Here is a 17,235-nt window from a genome sequence, read left to right as displayed (position 1 = left end):
CGTGATGGGATGACCCCATGCGTACGCTCGCGGTGGCCCTGATCCTGGTGCTCGCCGGTTGCGGCGGATCCGAGGACCCGCCGGCCGCGACCAAGACGACCGTGGCGCCGACCAAGGCCACGACCAAGCCGACGGTCGCTCCGCCGGAGGGGACGCCGGCCCCCGAGGCACTCACGAAGTTCCGCTGCGCCAAGAACGCCAAGGGCCTGTGGAACACCTCGGGCTACCTCGCCAACCGGACGAAGGCGAAGGTCACGTTCCAGGTCACGGTCTACGTCGGCGCGGCCGCCGGCGGCGAGGAGAAGGCCAAGACGCGGCAGGTCCCCCATGTTGCAGCGGGCGGCTCCTCGCAGTTCGTCATCAACAACCTCCCGGCGCTCGACGACGGTGGCACCTGCCACGTCCAGGTGCTCGCCCAGGACTGATCGCGTCCGGACAGCCCACGACCCGCCCGGCCGAGGGCCGTGACGGGTCGCGGGCAATGCGTGGCGCAGCGTCAGTGCGCCAGAACGGGTGCCGCGTCAGGATCGACCGCGATCGGTCCGGGGCGGAGCAGGAGCCCACAGATGACGGCGCCGACCGCGAAGATCCCGGCGCCCCACCAGAACACCGTGGTGTAGCTCTCCATCGCGGCGAGTGCCTGGTTCTGCGGGGTGGGTGTCCTGCCGTCGAGGAAGTTCGTCGCGGCAGTCGCGGCGAACGCGCTCAACACCGCAGTGCCGATCGAGCCGCCGATCTGCTGGAACGTGTTGACCGCGGCGGACGCGACCCCCGCGTGCTCGGAGTCGACGCCTGACGTCGCAGCGCTGAACGCCGGCGCCATGGCCAGCCCCACGCCCAGCCCGGTGATGACGAGACCGGGCAGGATGTTGGCGGCGTACGTGCTGTCGAGCCCGAGCTGCGCGAACAGCACGAGACCGGCCGCGGCGAGCATCATGCCGGCGAAGACCGGGAGCTTCGGCCCGATGCGAGCGACCAGCCCGGCGGAACCGGTCGCCGTGGCGATGATGCCCAGGATCATCGGGATGAACGCGAAGCCGGTCTTCAGCGGTGAGTAGCCGAGCGTCAACGAGACGTAGTAGGTCAGGAACAGGAACACCGCGAACAGGCCGAGACCGATGATGGCGACGGTGAGGAACGATCCGCCACGTGTGCGGTCCCAGATGATGTGCAGTGGTAGCAGCGGGTTGTGGACGCGGTTCTCGATCACGGCGAACGCGGCGAGGAGCGCCAGGCCGACACCGATGCACACCAGCGTGATGGCGCTCGACCAGCCGTCAGACTCCGCGTTGGCGAGGCCGTAGACGAAGGACACCAGGCCGGCGACGACCACGACGGTGCCGGGGATGTCGAGCTGGGGCGGGTTCTCCACGCGGGCCTGCTTCTTGAGCAGCACCATTCCGCCGATCACGGCAATGACGGCGATGGGGACGTTGACGTACAGGCACCAGCGCCAGGACAGGTACTCCGTGAGGGCTCCACCGAGCATCAGGCCGATGGCGCCACCGCCACCGGAGATCGCGCCGAAGATCGCGAACGCCTTGGCGCGCTCGGCGGCATCGGTGAACGTCACGGTCAGCAATGACAGCGCGGCCGGAGCCAGGAGCGCGCCGAAGATGCCCTGCGCGACGCGCGCGGCGACCAGCATCTCGAAGTTCTGCGCGGCGCCACCGATGGCCGAGGCGGCCGCGAATCCCACGAGGCCGACGATGAACATCGGCTTGCGACCGATCAGGTCGCTCAGGCGACCGCCGAGCAGGAGGAGCGAGCCGAACGCCAGGGCGTACCCGGTCACGATCCACTGCCGGTTGTCGTTGGAGAACCCGAGCGACTCCTGCGCGGTCGGCAGTGCGATGTTCACGATCGTCGCGTCGAGGACGACCATCAGCTGCGCCAGGGCGATCACGCCGAGGATCAGCCAGCGGGTCGCGTGGTGCGGGTTGTCCGCGTGGTCGGGTGGTGTCAGTCGAGGACGGTCGACGACCAGGGTGTCGGTCATGGGGATCTCCAGGATCAGAAAGTGGAAAGACGCTTCCGCTTCAGTGTAGGCCATAACCGGAAAGGGTTCTCCAGTTGATTGTGTGACCTGTCGCACCCCTGTGCCGAGCTTGATCGAATCGGCGGGTGTCCGTCGGCGATAAAACGGAGCAGGACTTCCGATTCGCTATCATGGGTCGTATGACCACGGGACCTGTGACGGAGGAACGGCCGCTGCGCCGTGACGCTGCGCGCAACCGCGAGCTGATCCTCCGCACCGCCGCGGAGCTCTTCGCGGAGCAGGGCCTCGAGGCAGGCTACGACGAGATCGCCAAGCGCGCCGGCATCGGCGTGGGTACGGTCTACCGCCGGTTCCCCGAGCGCTCCGAGCTCGTCCAGGCGCTGTTCGAGTCGCGGATCGAGGAGATGGTCGCGATCGCCGAGGAGGCAGCGGACCAGCCGGATCCGTGGGAGGGGCTGACGATGTTCCTCGAGCGCGCGATCGAGCGGCAGGTCGCCGACCGTGGTCTCAAGGAGGTCATGGTCCAGACGATCGCGGAGGGTGACCACCTCACGGTCGGGCGCGAGCGCCTAGGTCCGATCATCGACGGGCTCATCGAGCGGGCCCAGGCCGCCGGCACGCTGCGTCCCGACGTCGAGGCCACCGACATCGGGATGAACCTCATGCTCATGAGCTCGATGACGATGCCCGAGCAACCCGAGCTCTGGCGGCGCTATCTCGCGCTGCTGCTCGACGGGCTGCGCGCCGCACCGGGCCAGAAGCCCCTGCCGCTCGCCGCGCCCGCCGACGAGGCGATGCACGCGCTGATGTGCAACCTGCACGGCCGCCGCGCCTGAACGCCCCGCAGGCCGGTCAGCTCCGCGAGATGCGCACCATCTCGTCGCGGGGGACGACCTTGATGCGCGTACGCCCGGCGACCTCGCCGAGGGCGAGCTCGTGCTCGTCGAGCTGCTCCCAGCCCTCCCACGTCGTGAACTCGATGCCACGGCCCTCGAGGTAGCGGTCGACGGCCGCGCGCTCGGGCTCCGGCGGGGCGACGAGCTGGTCGACGTCCGCGAGCAGGAGCTCGATGGTCTGGGCGGCGTCGGACTTCGTGTGGCCGATCAGGCCGACGGGTCCGCGCTTGATCCACCCCGTGACGTACGCACCGGGCAGGGGGTCGCCCTCGATGTCGATGACCCGGCCGCCGTCGTTGGGAACGACCGCGAGGTGATCGTCGAACGGGATGCCGGCGAGGTTCTCCGAGCGGTAGCCGACCGCCCGGTAGACCGCCTGGACCGGCCAGTCGACGAACTCGCCGGTGCCGCGGACGTTGCCGGTGCCGTCGAGCTCGGTGACCTCGGTGCGCAGACCCACGACCTGGCCGTCCTCGCCCAGGACCTCGACGGGGTTCTGGCAGAAGTGGATGTGGATGCGGTGCGGTGCGCCGGTCGGCTCCTTGGCGAGGTAGTTCTGCAGCACGTCGACGACGAGCTTGACCGACTTGGAGGCCCGGATCGCGTCCATGGATCCCTCGTCGAGCTCGAAGCCCTCCGGGTGGATGATGACGTCGATGCTCGGCGAGTGCGACAGCTCGCGCAGCTCCATCGGGGTGAACTTGACCTGCGCCGGGCCCCGACGGGCGAACACGTGGATGTCCTTGGCCGCGTTCGCCTTGAGCCCGGCGTAGACGTTCTCCGGGATCTCGGTGACGAGCTGCTCGTCGGCGGTCTTGGCGAGCATGCGGGCGACGTCGAGGCCGACGTTGCCGACGCCGAGGACCGCGACGGTCTCAGCGCGGGGGTCGAACGGCCAGTCGCGGGGCGCGTCGGGGTGTCCGTCGTACCAGGACACGAAGTCGGCGGCGCCGAACGAGCCCTTGAGCTCGATGCCCGGGATGTCGAGGTCGCGGTCGGCGCGCGCGCCCGTGGCGAAGATGACGGCGTCGTAGAACTGCTGCAGGTGGTCGAGCTTGAGGTCGGCGCCGTAGTTGACGTTGCCGAAGAAGCGGATGTCGTCGTTGGACAGGACGCGCTTGAGCGCCTTGACGATCTCCTTGATGCGCGGGTGGTCCGGCGCGACGCCGTAGCGGATCAGGCCGAACGGCGTGGGATCGCGGTCGAGGATGTCGATCGTGACGTCGACCTCGGACTTGGTGAGGATGTCCGCCGCGTAGATGCCCGCTGGTCCGGCGCCGATCACGGCGACACGCAATTGCCTGCTCATACACAACTCCTGGGAAGATTCGCCGCTGTATGAGGCAACGCTAAGGACGTGGATCAAGCGCCTTCGACGTGTCTTGCCATGCGAACGGCAATCGTGTGGGGTGGGTCACACCTGAACTGGGTTCAGGTGTTCCGAGAGTGTATGCGCGCCAGTGCTCGACGTGTCGAGGTTGTGGTGCGGCTCACATTCCGGGCGGTCGCTGCTGCGCCAGGAAGTCGTCGACCAGCGCGTTGACCTGGTACGGGGCCTCGAGCGCGGCGAGGTGGGCTGCGCCGTCGATCACGACGAAGCCGGCACCGGGGATCGCCTCGGCCATGCTGCGGGTCTCGGAGACCGGGAACGTCGCATCCTCGTCACCGGCGACGACCAGCACCGGCGTGCGGATGTCGGCGAAGAGCTCGCGCTGGTCCGGTCGCTCGGGGACGACACTCCGCACCGCCCAGGAGGCCGAGTCGACGTCGACGCGCAGGAGCGCCGTGCGGACCGCGCGCACGACGTCGGGCCGCGCACGGAGAGTCGTCGGGCCGAGGAATGCCCTCAGGACGGATCGCGTCAGGGGTGGCTTGATGCCGCCGAGGAGTCGTGCGGCCCGCAGCATCGCCGCGTACTCGATCTGCTGGCGGCGACCGGCCGCCGACGCCGTGGCGTTCAGCAGCACCGAGACGCCCACGCGGTCGGGGTGCAGGGCGGCGAACGTGCCGCCGACCATGCCGCCCCACGAGTTCCCGAGGACGTGGGCGCGCGGCACCCCGAACTGGTCGAGGACCTGCTCGATGACCGTCGCGCACTCCTCGAACGTGAATCCTCCGGTCAGCGGCTCGCTGCCGCCGTGGCCCGGCGGATCGACGACCAGCACCGTGAAGCGGTCTGCGAAGTGGGCGGCCTGTGCAGCCCAGAGGTCGCCGTCCATCAGCAGGCTGGGCCACATCAGCATCGCCGGGCCGTCTCCGTCGGTGCGTACGCGGATCCGTCCGAGGACGGTGGGCACCTCGTGGTCGACCAGCACGTGCCCAGTGTGACGCCGTTCCGCGTGGGTGACCATGCGCGAGCGGCGCGAGCGGATGCGCGCACACTAGGTTGAGGGCATGACCACTGCCGTTGTCGTGGGCTCCGGCCCCAACGGGCTGGCCGCGGCCCTGGTGCTGGCCCGGGCCGGGATCGACGTGACGGTGCTGGAGGCCGAGGACGAGATCGGCGGCGGCACCCGGTCGGCCGAGCTCAACGTCCCCGGCGTCCTCCACGACATCTGCTCCGCGACGCATCCGACCGGGGTGGCGTCGCCGTTCTTCCGGGCACTCGACCTCGGGCGGCACGGGCTCGAGTGGCTGTGGCCGGAGGTCGACGCGGTGCATCCGCTCGACGGCGGCCGAGCCGGCGTGCTGTTCCGCGACCTCGACCGCACGGTCGACGGGCTCGGCGTCGACGGCAAGGCGTGGCGCAAGCTGTACGCCCCACTCGCCGAGGCGAGCGACGAGCTGATCGGCGAGCTGTTCGGGCCGATCGTCCACGTCCCGAAGCACCCGATCCTGATGGCCAAGTTCGGCCTGCGGGCCCTCCAGCCCGCGTCGTGGATCGCCCGCCGTTGGGAGACCGACGAGGCGCGGGGGCTGTTCGCCGGCCTCGCGGCCCACGCGATCCACCCGCTCAGCCGACCGACCACCGGCGGCCTCGGCCTGATGTTCGGACTGACCAGTCATGCGTACGGCTGGCCCGTCGCCAAGGGGGGCTCGGCCGCGATCGCCGGCGCCCTTGCCGCCGACATCGTCGAGCACGGCGGCCGGATCGAGACCGGCCACGAGGTCACCGAGCTGCCGGACGCCGACATCGTCATCTTCGACACCTCGCCGCAGGGCGTCCTCCGCATCGCCGGCGACCGCCTGCCCGGGCGCGTACGCCGGCCGCTCAAGCGCTGGCGTTCCGGACCCGGCGTGTTCAAGGTCGACTATGCGGTCGAGGGCGGCGTCCCGTGGACCAACGAATGGGCGCACCGGGCCGGCACGCTGCACCTGGCCGGGACGTTCGAGGAGCTCAACGCCGCCGAGCGGCAGGTGCATGCCGGCCAGATGCCGGACCGGCCCTTCGTCCTGCTGTGCCAGCAGTACCTCGCGGACCCGGGCCGCTCGGCCGGCAACGTGCACCCCGTGTGGTCGTACGCCCATGTGCCCAACGGCTATACGGGCGACGCGACCGAGGCGATCACGAACCAGATCGAACGATTCGCCCCGGGCTTCCGCGATCGCATCATCGCGAAGACCACGACGACCCCAGCTCAGCTCGAGGCGCACAACGCCAACTACGCCGGCGGCGACATCGGTGGTGGCGCCAACGATGCCTGGCAGCTCGTCATGCGCCCACGGTTCTCGGCCAACCCCTACTCGCTCGGCGTCAAGGGCCTCTACATCTGCTCGGCCTCGACGCCACCGGGTGGCGGTGTCCACGGGATGGGGGGATTCCATGCGGCGACCGCGGCGCTGGCCGACCTGTCCTGACCGTCCCTGTGACGAACCTGTGAGTCTGAACATGCCGTCGCACGGAGGAACTCCCCTCGCGAGGTCCCCGTTCATACGGTTGAACGTTCAGCCAACCTGTCCCGTTCTACACATTGCACGCTGAATCCACACCTTCGAGCCCAGGAGCCCGACCGATGAAACTTCCAGCGCACAAGAAGATGCTCACCGCGGCGGCGGCCGCCTCCGTGATGTTGCTGACGGCCGCATGCGGCGGCGGCAGCGATGACGCATCGTCCGACAAGTCCAGCTCGTCGTCCTCGGCCAGCAGCGACGACACCTCCGACGCCAGCGCGGCGACCTACAAGGACGGTGACTACGAGGCCGAGGGCACCTACTCCAACCCGAGTGGTGAGTCCAAGGTCGAGGTCGAGGTCACGCTCGCCGACAACAAGATCTCCGAGATCACCGTCACGCCGATGGCGCAGAACGCCACCTCCAAGCAGTTCCAGGAGAAGTTCGCCGGAGGCATCTCAGGGGAGGTCGTCGGCAAGAGCCTCGACGAGCTCGACGTCTCCAAGGTCGCCGGGTCGTCGCTGACCTCATCGGGCTTCAACGCCGCGATCGACGACATCAAGGCTGATGCCCAGGCCTGAACCGGCCGCCTGGCGGTTCGAGGCGATCGGCACCGCGTGGCAGATCGACACCGCGGAGCCGCTCGCCCAGGACACCGCCGCCGCCGTGACCACCCGCATCGACGAGTTCGACGCGGTGTGGTCGCGGTTCCGGCCGGACTCGGTGGTCTCGAGGATCGCCGTCGATGGGGGCGCCTGGGTCTTTGACGAGGACTCTCGCGCGCTGCTCGATCTGTACGTCGAGCTCCACGAGGTCTCGGACGGCGCCGTCACGCCGCTTGTCGGGCGTACGCTCTCCGATCTCGGCTACGACGACACCTATTCCCTGCGCGCCGTCGCCGAGCCGGCGGCGGTGCCCGCGTGGGAGTCGTTCGACTGGGCCTATCCCACGCTGTTCGCGCGCGAGCCGCTGCTGATCGATGTCGGCGCGGCCGGCAAGGGGCACCTCGTCGACCTGGTCGCCGAGGTCCTGAGCGAGCACGGCGTACAGCAGTTCACGATCGACGCGAGCGGCGACCTCCTCCACCGCCGGGCCGAGCCGTTGCGCGTCGCGCTGGAGCACCCGGGCGATGCGACCCGGGCCATCGGCGTCGCGGAGCTGCCCGCCGGCCGCGCCCTCTGCGCCTCGGCGACCAACCGCCGTGCGTGGGGCAACGGACTGCACCACGTGCTCGACGGGCGTACCGGGCGGCCCACCCGCGACATCGTCGCGACCTGGGTCGTGGCCGGCTCCGGCCTGCTCGCCGACGGGCTGGCGACCGCCCATTTCCTCACCGACCCGGCCCGACTCATGTCACGCTTCGACCACGAGTTCGTACGTATGCACGCTGACGGCCGGGTCGAGTGGTCCCCGGACTTTCCTGGAGAGGTGTTCTCATGAACGCGAAGCTCGACCCACGAGACCTGCTCGACCGCCAGCTCGGCCGGGTCACGATGTACCGGCTCATCACGATCGTCCTGCTCGTGCTGACTGTGGTCTACGTGATCTTCTCGGCGACCGGCGTCATCGACGGCCTGTCGACGAAGGACCACCTCCTCACGCTGGCGGTCCTGCTCGTCGCGTCCTACGCGAGCAGCCGGGTGTTCGGCGCGATCTGGCGGGTACGCCCGCACGGGGAGTCGTCGATCATCACGGCGCTCCTGTTGTTCTTCCTGTACGTCCCGCTGCTGGAGACCGACGTCGAGAACCTCGCCTGGCTCGCCGGCGCGGCGGTTCTCGGCAACGCCTCGAAGTACGTCCTGGCCTGGCGCGGACGGCACATCTTCAACCCGGCAGCCGCGGGTGCGTTCCTCGTCCTCCTCGTGCAGGACATCGTCGGACGCGAGAGCCCGATCAACGCGATCTGGCAGACCGCTGCCACCGAGAGGCTCTTCCCGTTCGTCGCCGTCGGCGCGTTCCTGGTGCTGTGGCGCACCCGTCGCCTCGACATCGGTGCGCTCTTCGTCGTCATCGCGGGCGTGCTCATCATCGTGAGGCTGCTGGACGTGAGTGCGGACCAGTCGTTCGTCGACGTCCTCAAGCTGACCTTCTACTCCTATCCCATCCTGTTCCTGGCCGGATTCATGCTGAGCGAGCCCCTGACGCTCCCCCCGCGCCGCTACCAGCAACTGGCCGTGGCGGCGCTGACCGCCGTGGTGTTCGCCTATCCGAGCTGGATCTACCTGCTCACCGACAGCCCGCCTGACCTCGGTGTCTTCGCCATCACTCCGGAGCTCTCGCTGCTGATCGGCAACCTGCTGGCCTTCGCGTTCGCGCGGCGGCGCGGCGTCACGTTCGTGCTCGAGGAGACCCGCGTGCTGACGCCGGAGACCCGCGAGCTGACCTTTCGCGCCAAGCGGCCGGTGTCGTTCGAGCCGGGTCAGTTCGCCGAGCTGACCGTGCCCCACTCGGGCGTCGACGGCCGCGGCAGCCGGCGATCGTTCAGCATCGCCTCGCCGCCGAACTCCGAGGGGCGCGTCTCGTTCGCGCTGCGGGTGCCGGAGAACTCGTCGAGCTTCAAGAAGGCGCTGCTGGCGCTCGAGCCCGGTGACACGGTGCACGCGACCGGCATCGGCGGTGACTTCCTGTTGCCGTCCGATCCCGCGGAGCCGCTGCTGCTCGTCGCCGGCGGCATCGGCATCACGCCCTTCCTGAGCCAGCTGCGGCACGAGTCGTCGCGCGATGCGGTGCTGGTCTACGGCGTCTCGTCGCCCGCCGAGGTGCCGTTCGTCGAGGAGCTCGCTGGGGTCCGTGTCGTGCTCGTCGGCCCAGCCCGTCCGAGCGACCTGCCGGACGGCTGGACGTACGTCGAGGCGCCGTTCCTGTCGCCCCAGCTGATCGCCGACGCGGTGCCGGACCTGGCGGACCGTCGGGCGTACGTCTCGGGCCCGCCGGCGATGGTCAACGCGGTGCGCGCCGGCCTCGCGAAGCGGTGCAAGGGCGTCAAGACGGACTACTTCACCGGCTACTGAGCGCAGCAAACGCAGATTTAACCGTCGGCCCTCTTGACGTCATCGCCGTCATCGCCGTACTTTCGGCTGTACCAAGTACCGTATACGGAATATGCGGACGCTGATGATGTGAGGTTTGGCATGTCGAACAAGGTCATCGATCCAGGTCTCCACAAGCGCCTGAGCGGATCGCTCGGCGTCCCCGCGATCGTCTTCATGGTGGTGGCCGCCGCGGCCCCGCTGACCGTCATTGCGGGTGTGGTGCCGATCGGCATGTTGGTGGGCAACGGCGCGGGATTCGCCGCAATGTTCGGAGTCGCCGCGGTCATTCTGCTGTTCTTCGCCGTCGGTTTCACGGCCATGACCCGCAGTGTCCCGAAGGCTGGAGCGTTCTTCACCTACATCGCGTACGGCCTCGGCCGCCCGGCCGGTCTGGCCGCTGCCTACCTCGCGCTCCTGTGCTACATGTCGGTCGAGGTCGGCGTCTTCGGTTACATCGGTGCCTCGACGCGAGACGGCATCGTTCGCATCGACGGCCCGGAGATCCCCTGGTGGCTGCTCTCGTTCGTCATGATCGCTGCAGTCGGTGTCGTGGGCTTCCGGCACATCGATCTGAGTCTGCGGGTGCTCGCCGTGCTGCTCGTGCTCGAGATCTCCGTCGTCCTGCTGATGAGCCTCGTGGTGGTCGTCAAGGGCGGTGCCTCGGGGCTCAGCCTCAAGCCGTTCGAGCCTGACGTCGTCACATCGGGCTCCCCGGCGCTGGGCCTGATGTTCGCGGTTGCCGGTTTCATCGGCTTCGAGGCCACGGCGATCTTCCGCGACGAGGCCCGCGACCCCGGTCGCACGATCGCCCGCGCAACCTACATCGCGGTGATCCTCATCGGCGCCTTCTACCTGTTCGCCTCATGGGCGCTCGTCATGGCCTGGGGACCCGACGACGTCCTCGAAGAAGTCGCGAAGAACCCGGCCGGCTTCGTCCTGACCACGGCCCAGGAGCAGCTTGGTGTGGCAGGCGAAGTTGCGGTCAACGTCCTGCTGATCACCAGCGTGTTCGCGGCAGCGCTGTCGTTCCACAACATCATCGCGCGGTACGTCCAGACGCTCGCTGCCGCAGAGATCCTTCCGGAGCCGCTCGGTGTTGTGCACGGACGGCACCGCGCTCCCAGTGCGGCGTCGCTCGCCACGACCGCCGTCGCGACCGCGCTGTTGCTCGGGTGTCTCGCGTTCGGTCTCGATCCCTACCTCGAGATATTCGGCTGGTTCGTCGGTCTCGCTGCTCTGGCCGTCATCATCTTGATGGCTGCCACGTGCCTGGCCGTCATCGTGTACTTCCGCCGGAAGGGTGGAGAGCCCGCCTGGAGCGGTGTGGTGGCACCGCTCGTCGGCCTCGCAGGCCTGGGTACGGCGGCAGTCGTGACGATCAAGAACTTCCCGTTGCTGGTCGGCGACGTCGACAGCAAGGGCAACCCGGTGTTCGGCTCGATCGCGCTGTCGCTGCTCGCGGCGATCGTGGTCGTCGTGGTGATCGGGTACGTCCAGGGGCGCGTCCTGCGGGCCCGCGGCTCCAGGTCGTACGACCAGATCATCGACGCCATCACCTGACCCGCACGCCGGCACGAGGCGGGACCGCTCGGTCCCGCCTCGTGCTCGTGTCAGTCCGGCTGGGTCCGGACGATGGCGTCGACCTCGACCTCCACGACCATTCCGGGCACGGTGAGTCCGGCCTGGACGGCCGTCGCGACCGGCAAGATGCCGGCGAACACAGCGCCGTGCACGTCGATGTACTGCCCGGCGAGCGACAGATCCGTCACGTATGCGCGGGTGCGGACGACATCGGCGAGCGAGGCTCCGACATCGCCCAGGGCCGCTTCGATGCGACCGAAGACGTACTCGGTCTGCTTGGTCATGTCGTCGGGCGCGTGCAACCGTCCGGACGGCTCTATTGCGGTCGTGCCGGCCACGAACACGTGGTCGCCGACCCGCTTGGCGCGGACATAGCTGCCGCGGGCTTCGAAGCGCCCGCCGCCTGACGCATTGATCTCGATCATGTTGCCTCCGTATGGCTCGGGGTCCAGGTCCTGCGGGGCCGAGGGAGTTTCGCATACGATCCTCGGTATACATCAGTGAGAGCGGGGAACAGATGGCACTGCAGCCGATCGGGCGCGAGGGTGGGTCGCTCGCCGACATCGCATACGAGCAGATCTCGCGAGCCATGCTGTCGGGCGACATCAAGCCGGGCTCTCGGCTGGTGATGGACCAGCTCGCGACGGAGCTGGACATCAGCCGTACGCCTGTGCGCGACGCGTTGTTGCGGCTCGAGCGCGAGGGGCTCATCGAGCCGAGCGGCCGTCGCGGCTATGTCGTGCGCGAGCCGTCGCGCGACGAGGCGCTCCAGCTGTACGAAGCGCGTGAGGCGGTCGAAGGCTTCGCGGCTCGGCGTGTGGCCGAGCTCGGCAAGCCCGCTCTGGACATCGTGGCCGCAGCCCTCGAGGAGGCGAAGGTCGAGGACCAGTCGAGCTCCGCGGCTGTCTACCTGTCGCACCTTCGGGTGCACCGCGCCGTGGTGGAGGCCACCGGCAACGACGCCTTGGTCGCGCTGTTCGACGACCTGTGGCAACGCGCTCGCGGGCTGTACTTCTTCGCTGACTTCCTGGCGCACCGGCAGGCGGCAGAAACGGTCTATCGGGAGCACAAGCCGCTGCTGACGGCGATGCGCAAGGGTCCCGACGAGGCGTTCGACGCGATGCGCTCGCACATCCAGGAGGGTCTCGCCGTCCACCTCAGTCACGACTGAGGCCTCGCGCCCACCACGCCCCGACCGTTGCACATGCGGTCGGGGCTTTGTCGTCATGCCTGCGGCCGCCTTTCGCGCTTGCCAATGCTGTCGTCTTCAAATACCGTATACGAAACGCAGAGCTTCGAGAAGGCGAGTGATCAACATGTGCGGAATTTCCGGGCGGGTGAGGTACGACGGCGGGACTGTTGGTGCGGACATCGTCGACCTCGCGGCGTGCATGAGGCACCGCGGACCTGACTCCACCGGGTTTGCGGTCTATGGGCCCCCTCGCGATCGCGGCTATGTCGTACGTGTCTTCGCGCCAGAACGTGCGGAGCTGGGGAACGTCCTCGACGACATCCGCGGAGTCCTGCATGCCTGCCACAGCGACCTGCTGAGCGAACCGACCTGGGATGACACGGATCAGCACCACGTCCTGGTCCGCCTCGTGATCGACGAGGTCGCCGACCTCGCTCGGTTTGCAGACGGAGTCGAGGAGCTTCCGGGCGTTCAGGTGCTCTCGGTGGGACGTTCCCTGGAGATCGTCAAGGATGTCGGCGACGCCCGCGCCGTCGACCAGAAGCACCAGGTGTCGGCCATGCGTGGCACGCATGCCCTCTCCAACATGAGGCTGGCGACCGAGTCGCTCGTCTCGCCGATCGCCAGTCACCCCTTCTGGGCCCGGCCCTTCCCCGACGTGTGCATCGTCCACAACGGGCAGCTGACCAACTACTTCACCTGGCGCCGGACGCTGGAGCGCAGCGGATATCGCTTCGGGAGCGAGAACGACTCCGAGCTGATCGCGGTGTGGAATTCGGTGCAGATGGCGTCGGGTCTCAGCCTGGCCGAGTCGTTGTCCAAGAGCCAAATCGACCTGGACGGCGTGTTCACCTACCTCCTGGGGACGCCAGCAGGTATCGGGATGGCCAAGGACCGCTGGGCGATCAAGCCGCTGGCGGCGGTCGTGGAGGACGACGGTGTCGCCATCGCGACCGAGGAGCAGGCATTGCGAGCCCTGTACGTCGACGAGGTCGACGTCATCAACTACGACGGTCCGCTGATGACAGCAGAGTGGGGCACCATGGCCGGGACCGGTGCGGACACGGGGCGTGCGGCATGACCGCGCCTGCGCAGACGACGCCCGCCTTGGTGGTGGAGGCCGGCGATCGGCCCATCCGTGAGGTGAATCGCGAGATCCGCGAAGCAGTCGACGCCGGAATCGATGTCGAGGTGCTGCAACCGCTGTCGCGTCACAACCTGGCTGTTGGCCTCACGGGGGCCGGCACGGTGACCTTCCGCGGCAGTGTCGGCTACTACTGCGGCGGCCTGGGCAACGGCGGAAGCATCGTCGTCGAGGGCAGCTCGGGCTGGGGTACGGGTGAGGGACTGGCGGACGGGACCATCACGGTCAACGGATACGCCGGCATGAGCGTGGGTGCCGCGATGCGTGGCGGCACGATCCACGTCAAGGGTGACGCGGGGCCGCGGGTCGGAGTCGCGCAGAAGGCCGGACTGATTCTCGTCGAGGGCGACATCGGGTACTCCACCGGATTCATGAGCCACGGCGGACGCATCGTCTGCCTGGGGGACTCACGCGGATCGGTCGGCGACTCGCTGTGGTCCGGATCGGTGTGGGTTGCCGGAAGCATCGAGGCGTTGGGCATCGACGCGGTCGTGGTCGAACCCGAGGAAGCCGAACGCCTCGAGGTGGAGAAACAGATCTCCGATCTCGGCGTCGAGCCGGCCGATCGCGACTGGAAGAAAGTGATCTCCGGAGAGAAGCTCTGGTACTTCGAGGCAAGGGATGCGAAGAAATGGCTGATGATCTGACCCAGAGGAGCGCCGACGCGCTCGAAGAGCTCGTCTCATTCGGTGATGGGGCGATCGACGGGCGGCCTGCTGGCGTCCCGTCGTCGTACGAAGAGGGCAAGTCGCCCCGGTGGACCAAGGAAGTCATCGCCGACATCCATGCCAAGTCGCAGCTCGGTCGCTACCAGATGCGCGGGTTCTCGACATTCCAGAAGAACCTGCCCTCGTTCGACGACCTCGTGTTCCAGCCGGCGACGATGACCCGCCTGCCGCTCGAGGGATATCGCGAGAAGTGCGACACCAAGACCGTCCTGGGCGGAGCTTTCGGCAACGTGAGCGAGCCCATCGAGCTGGACATCCCGATCTACATCGCCGCGATGAGCTTCGGGGCGCTCTCGGCAACGGCCAAGGCGTCGCTCGGCCGAGGAGCGCGCAAGGCCGGCACCATGACGTGCACGGGCGAGGGCGGCATGCTCGAAGAGGAGCGCGCTGAGAACAAGACGCTGGTCTATCAGCTGTCTCCGGCCCGCTACATGGTCGATCTGGATCACATCCGTCGCGCTGATGCCGTCGAGCTCGTGGTCGGACAGGGTGCCAAGCCGGGCACCGGAGGCCTGCTCCTGGGCATGAAGGTGTCGGAGCGGGTGGCCCGAATGAGGGATTTGCCGATCGGCGTCGACCAGCGATCGACATCCCGGCACCCGGACTTCCTGGGCGCCGACGACATGACGATCAAGATCGAGGAGCTCCGCGAGGCCACCGACTACCGAGTGCCGATCTTCGTCAAGATGGGCGCAACCCGTCCCTACTACGACGTCGCAGTTGCTGCCAAGACCGGCGCCGACGTGATCGTGCTGGACGGCATGGAGGGTGGCACCGGAGCTTCTCCGGAGATGCTGCTCGACCACACTGGCGTACCGACGCTCACGGCGATCCCGTCGGCCCGCCGAGCGCTGGATGACACCGGCATGTCCGGCAAGGTCAAGCTCGTGGTCTCTGGAGGCATCCGATCGGGAGTCGACGTCGCCAAGGCGCTCGCGCTCGGTGCGGACTGCGTCATGATCGGCTCCGCCGCGATGATGGCGGTCGGTTGCAACTCCCCCCGATATGAGGAGGACTACGCCGCACTCGGCACCGCCCCGGGAGCCTGCCACCACTGCCACACCGGTCGTTGCCCGGTCGGCGTGGCGACGCAGGACCCCGAGCTGTCCAAGCGGGTCGACGTGGAGGCGGCATCGGAGCGGGTCTATCGATTCCTCACCGCGATGACGATGGAGGCCACCCTGCTGGCCAAGGCGTGCGGCAAGTCGAGCGTGCACAACCTCGAGCCCGAGGATCTGCGTGCTCTGACCCTCGAGGCGAGCGCGTTCACCGGCGTCCCACTGGTGGGAGCGGACCGCCCGTTCACCTGGTGACCGGTACGCCCAACGGCGCCGCGGCGCCCGCGATGATCAGCTGATCATTGCGGGCGCTTCGCCAGCTCCGGACGGTGACGCTCCTTGAGCACGAACCGGTTGTCGGTCTGCTGGCGGTGCGTGGCCACGTCGGCGATGTAGCGGCCGATCGTCGGTCCGTGCTTGTACAGATGTCCGGAGTCGCCGGCGACAAGCATGAGGTCGGCATGCTGCGGGTGGTGGTCGATGATGAAGTGCGTGTCAGCGGTGTTGGCGATCTGGCCGACTGCCGTCGCGGTGATCGGACGATCGTCGAGGCCCGGGAAACGCCGGCTGAGGTACCGCCGCGTCCTGGCGACCGAGGTCGCATCGACGGTCCGGTCCTCGCGCTCGAGGTCGATCGACAGCTCGTGCCAGACCAGGACAGCCTTGAATCCGTGTCCACCGGCGGCCGGGATCCCGTACGCGCCGTTGCCATGGTCGATCCAGGTCGGGAAGTGTGTGTGGTCGTACCGGACATCGCCGGCGGGTGGGGCGACCATGACCACGTTCTGGCGTACGACATCGAGCAGCCTGCGTAGCGAGCGGGGGAACAGGTCGCCCATCCAGGCGCCGCAGGCCATGACGATGACGTCAGCCGACAGTGGCGTGCCGTTCAGCAGCGGGCGTTCGGCGCCATCGGTGGTCACCAGCCCGCGTTCGACCGTGCCGCCTTCTCGCTTGAACTGGCTGATCGCCGCAATGGTCCCGCGCGCGGCATAGAGGAATCCCGCCTCGGGCTCCCACAGTCCGTAAGCGATGCCGGTCGGGTCGAGGACGGGGAGACGAATTGCCAGCTCCTCGGGGGAGACGGTGAAGTGGGGTATCCCGAGCTTGCTCAGACTGTCTCGGCTGGCGTCCTCCCAGGCCGTGTGGCCTTCGCGGGCCAGCATGACCGATCCTGCCTGCACGAAGATCTCCTGACCGGTCTGCTCGCCGAGCTCCAGCCACTCGATCCGCGCCTGGCGGCTCATCTGGGTGTAGAACTCGTCGGCACCGTGACTCGATCGCAGGATCCGGTGCTCGCCGCCGGATGCGGCGCCGGCGTGACCGGGTTCCCAGGCGTCGATGAGTCGAACCGACAGGCCCTGCCGTCGCAGCGCGAGCGCCGTGGTCGCACCGGCGATGCCGCCTCCGACGACGATGGCCGAGGTGTTCCGTCCCCGAGACGTCGACGGCCGGCCCGTGCACGCCCACGCGTTCATGGCGGAGCACCCCGGCGAACTCGCGCTGGTGGAAGTCGAGGGCGCGGGCGGCGAGGAGCGCTGGCTCACCTGCAGCTGGTCGACCCTCTCCGAGGGCGGCTACGTGGCGGTGGCCCGTGACGAGACCGAACGCAAGAAGCTGCAGGACGACAAGGACGGCTGGATCGCGCAGGTGAGCCACGAGCTGCGGACGCCCCTCACGCCCATCAAGGGCTTCCTCCACACGCTCCAGCGCCGAGAGAGCCAACTCGAGCCGGCCGATCGCCAGCACATCTACGAGGTGATGTTGCGGGAGG

At 68.5% G+C, this 17,235-nt stretch carries 17 protein-coding genes; 12 read left to right on the top strand and 5 right to left on the bottom strand.

Annotation, left to right across the window (positions count from 1 at the left end; genetic code table 11):
* Window positions 1-17 precede the first annotated feature (17 nt).
* A complete protein-coding gene (locus tag V6M46_RS07860; protein ID WP_332663516.1) occupies window positions 18-425 on the top strand; it encodes a hypothetical protein in 408 nt (135 codons plus the stop codon).
* A 71-nt stretch (window positions 426-496) separates the two neighbouring features.
* Here the strand turns inward: V6M46_RS07860 and V6M46_RS07855 are convergent, their stop codons facing one another.
* Complete coding sequence (locus tag V6M46_RS07855; protein WP_332663515.1) at window positions 497-1,999, bottom strand: MFS transporter; 1,503 nt, start codon at window positions 1,997-1,999, stop codon at window positions 497-499.
* Between the two features lie 179 nt (window positions 2,000-2,178).
* On the opposite strand from V6M46_RS07855, the gene V6M46_RS07850 reads away from it, so the two are divergent.
* Entirely contained in the window at window positions 2,179-2,835 is a 657-nt protein-coding gene (locus V6M46_RS07850; protein ID WP_332663514.1) for a TetR/AcrR family transcriptional regulator, read from the top strand.
* Window positions 2,836-2,851: 16 nt separating this feature from the next.
* Here V6M46_RS07850 and V6M46_RS07845 read toward each other — a convergent pair whose 3' ends face one another.
* Window positions 2,852-4,204: an FAD-dependent oxidoreductase gene (locus tag V6M46_RS07845; RefSeq protein WP_332663513.1), complete on the bottom strand. Its 1,353-nt coding sequence runs from the start codon at window positions 4,202-4,204 to the stop codon at window positions 2,852-2,854.
* A gap of 181 nt (window positions 4,205-4,385) precedes the next feature.
* Complete coding sequence (locus V6M46_RS07840) at window positions 4,386-5,210, bottom strand: alpha/beta fold hydrolase (protein ID WP_332663512.1); 825 nt, start codon at window positions 5,208-5,210, stop codon at window positions 4,386-4,388.
* A gap of 79 nt (window positions 5,211-5,289) precedes the next feature.
* Here V6M46_RS07840 and V6M46_RS07835 point away from each other — a divergent pair, with 79 nt between their 5' ends.
* From V6M46_RS07835 to V6M46_RS07815, 5 genes are all read left to right on the top strand, one after another.
* Entirely contained in the window at window positions 5,290-6,693 is a 1,404-nt protein-coding gene (locus tag V6M46_RS07835; RefSeq protein ID WP_332663511.1) for a phytoene desaturase family protein, read from the top strand.
* A 155-nt stretch (window positions 6,694-6,848) separates the two neighbouring features.
* A complete protein-coding gene (locus V6M46_RS07830) occupies window positions 6,849-7,307 on the top strand; it encodes an FMN-binding protein (RefSeq protein WP_332663510.1) in 459 nt (152 codons plus the stop codon).
* Window positions 7,294-8,166, top strand: a complete 873-nt coding sequence (locus V6M46_RS07825; protein WP_332663509.1) for an FAD:protein FMN transferase — start codon at window positions 7,294-7,296, stop codon at window positions 8,164-8,166. The genes V6M46_RS07830 and V6M46_RS07825 overlap by 14 nt, the downstream gene beginning before the upstream one ends.
* The gene (locus V6M46_RS07820; RefSeq protein WP_332663508.1) at window positions 8,163-9,737 is read left to right on the top strand and encodes an FAD-dependent oxidoreductase; all 1,575 of its coding nucleotides are present in this window, start codon (window positions 8,163-8,165) and stop codon (window positions 9,735-9,737) included. The genes V6M46_RS07825 and V6M46_RS07820 overlap by 4 nt, the downstream gene beginning before the upstream one ends.
* A 120-nt stretch (window positions 9,738-9,857) precedes the next feature.
* The gene (locus V6M46_RS07815; protein ID WP_332663507.1) at window positions 9,858-11,318 is read left to right on the top strand and encodes an APC family permease; all 1,461 of its coding nucleotides are present in this window, start codon (window positions 9,858-9,860) and stop codon (window positions 11,316-11,318) included.
* A gap of 50 nt (window positions 11,319-11,368) precedes the next feature.
* Here the strand turns inward: V6M46_RS07815 and V6M46_RS07810 are convergent, their stop codons facing one another.
* Window positions 11,369-11,764 (bottom strand): Rid family hydrolase, encoded by a 396-nt coding sequence (locus tag V6M46_RS07810; protein ID WP_332663506.1) that lies wholly within the window; start codon window positions 11,762-11,764, stop codon window positions 11,369-11,371.
* 92 nt (window positions 11,765-11,856) lie between these two features.
* Here V6M46_RS07810 and V6M46_RS07805 point away from each other — a divergent pair, with 92 nt between their 5' ends.
* The 4 genes from V6M46_RS07805 (at window position 11,857) to V6M46_RS07790 (ending at window position 15,716) form a co-directional block, all read left to right on the top strand.
* Window positions 11,857-12,510 (top strand): GntR family transcriptional regulator, encoded by a 654-nt coding sequence (locus V6M46_RS07805; protein WP_332663505.1) that lies wholly within the window; start codon window positions 11,857-11,859, stop codon window positions 12,508-12,510.
* 220 nt (window positions 12,511-12,730) lie between these two features.
* Window positions 12,731-13,612 carry a hypothetical protein gene (locus V6M46_RS07800; RefSeq protein ID WP_332663504.1) on the top strand — a complete coding sequence of 294 codons (882 nt, stop codon included), beginning with the start codon at window positions 12,731-12,733 and terminating at the stop codon, window positions 13,610-13,612.
* Window positions 13,609-14,322 (top strand): hypothetical protein, encoded by a 714-nt coding sequence (locus tag V6M46_RS07795; protein WP_332663503.1) that lies wholly within the window; start codon window positions 13,609-13,611, stop codon window positions 14,320-14,322. Before V6M46_RS07800 ends, V6M46_RS07795 begins: the two co-directional genes overlap by 4 nt.
* A complete protein-coding gene (locus tag V6M46_RS07790) occupies window positions 14,307-15,716 on the top strand; it encodes an FMN-binding glutamate synthase family protein (protein WP_332663502.1) in 1,410 nt (469 codons plus the stop codon). The genes V6M46_RS07795 and V6M46_RS07790 overlap by 16 nt, the downstream gene beginning before the upstream one ends.
* Before the next feature lie 44 nt (window positions 15,717-15,760).
* On the opposite strand, the gene V6M46_RS07785 is transcribed toward V6M46_RS07790, so the two are convergent.
* Entirely contained in the window at window positions 15,761-16,939 is a 1,179-nt protein-coding gene (locus V6M46_RS07785) for an NAD(P)/FAD-dependent oxidoreductase (protein WP_332663501.1), read from the bottom strand.
* On the opposite strand from V6M46_RS07785, the gene V6M46_RS07780 reads away from it, so the two are divergent.
* Window positions 16,938-17,235 (top strand): histidine kinase dimerization/phospho-acceptor domain-containing protein (locus V6M46_RS07780; RefSeq protein WP_332663499.1); only part of this gene is annotated, 298 nt, incomplete at its 3' end. The genes V6M46_RS07785 and V6M46_RS07780 overlap by 2 nt on opposite strands.

Origin of the sequence: Aeromicrobium sp. (genome assembly GCF_036676885.1) — a bacterium.
Lineage (GTDB): Bacteria > Actinomycetota > Actinomycetes > Propionibacteriales > Nocardioidaceae > Aeromicrobium.
This window is presented reverse-complemented; position numbering and strand designations above follow the sequence as displayed.

Excerpts from the sequence above, each read along its gene's own strand:
- V6M46_RS07860 (WP_332663516.1), top strand. The coding sequence starts at position 18 with ATGCGTACGCTCGCGGTGGCCCTGATCCTGGTGCTCGCCGGTTGCGGC.
- V6M46_RS07855 (WP_332663515.1), bottom strand. The coding sequence starts at position 1,999 with ATGACCGACACCCTGGTCGTCGACCGTCCTCGACTGACACCACCCGAC.
- V6M46_RS07850 (WP_332663514.1), top strand. The coding sequence starts at position 2,179 with ATGACCACGGGACCTGTGACGGAGGAACGGCCGCTGCGCCGTGACGCT.
- V6M46_RS07845 (WP_332663513.1), bottom strand. The coding sequence starts at position 4,204 with ATGAGCAGGCAATTGCGTGTCGCCGTGATCGGCGCCGGACCAGCGGGC.
- V6M46_RS07835 (WP_332663511.1), top strand. The coding sequence starts at position 5,290 with ATGACCACTGCCGTTGTCGTGGGCTCCGGCCCCAACGGGCTGGCCGCG.
- V6M46_RS07830 (WP_332663510.1), top strand. The coding sequence starts at position 6,849 with ATGAAACTTCCAGCGCACAAGAAGATGCTCACCGCGGCGGCGGCCGCC.
- V6M46_RS07825 (WP_332663509.1), top strand. The coding sequence starts at position 7,294 with ATGCCCAGGCCTGAACCGGCCGCCTGGCGGTTCGAGGCGATCGGCACC.
- V6M46_RS07820 (WP_332663508.1), top strand. The coding sequence starts at position 8,163 with ATGAACGCGAAGCTCGACCCACGAGACCTGCTCGACCGCCAGCTCGGC.
- V6M46_RS07815 (WP_332663507.1), top strand. The coding sequence starts at position 9,858 with ATGTCGAACAAGGTCATCGATCCAGGTCTCCACAAGCGCCTGAGCGGA.
- V6M46_RS07810 (WP_332663506.1), bottom strand. The coding sequence starts at position 11,764 with ATGATCGAGATCAATGCGTCAGGCGGCGGGCGCTTCGAAGCCCGCGGC.
- V6M46_RS07805 (WP_332663505.1), top strand. The coding sequence starts at position 11,857 with ATGGCACTGCAGCCGATCGGGCGCGAGGGTGGGTCGCTCGCCGACATC.
- V6M46_RS07800 (WP_332663504.1), top strand. The coding sequence starts at position 12,731 with ATGAGGCACCGCGGACCTGACTCCACCGGGTTTGCGGTCTATGGGCCC.
- V6M46_RS07795 (WP_332663503.1), top strand. The coding sequence starts at position 13,609 with ATGACCGCGCCTGCGCAGACGACGCCCGCCTTGGTGGTGGAGGCCGGC.
- V6M46_RS07790 (WP_332663502.1), top strand. The coding sequence starts at position 14,307 with ATGGCTGATGATCTGACCCAGAGGAGCGCCGACGCGCTCGAAGAGCTC.
- V6M46_RS07785 (WP_332663501.1), bottom strand. The coding sequence starts at position 16,939 with ATGAACGCGTGGGCGTGCACGGGCCGGCCGTCGACGTCTCGGGGACGG.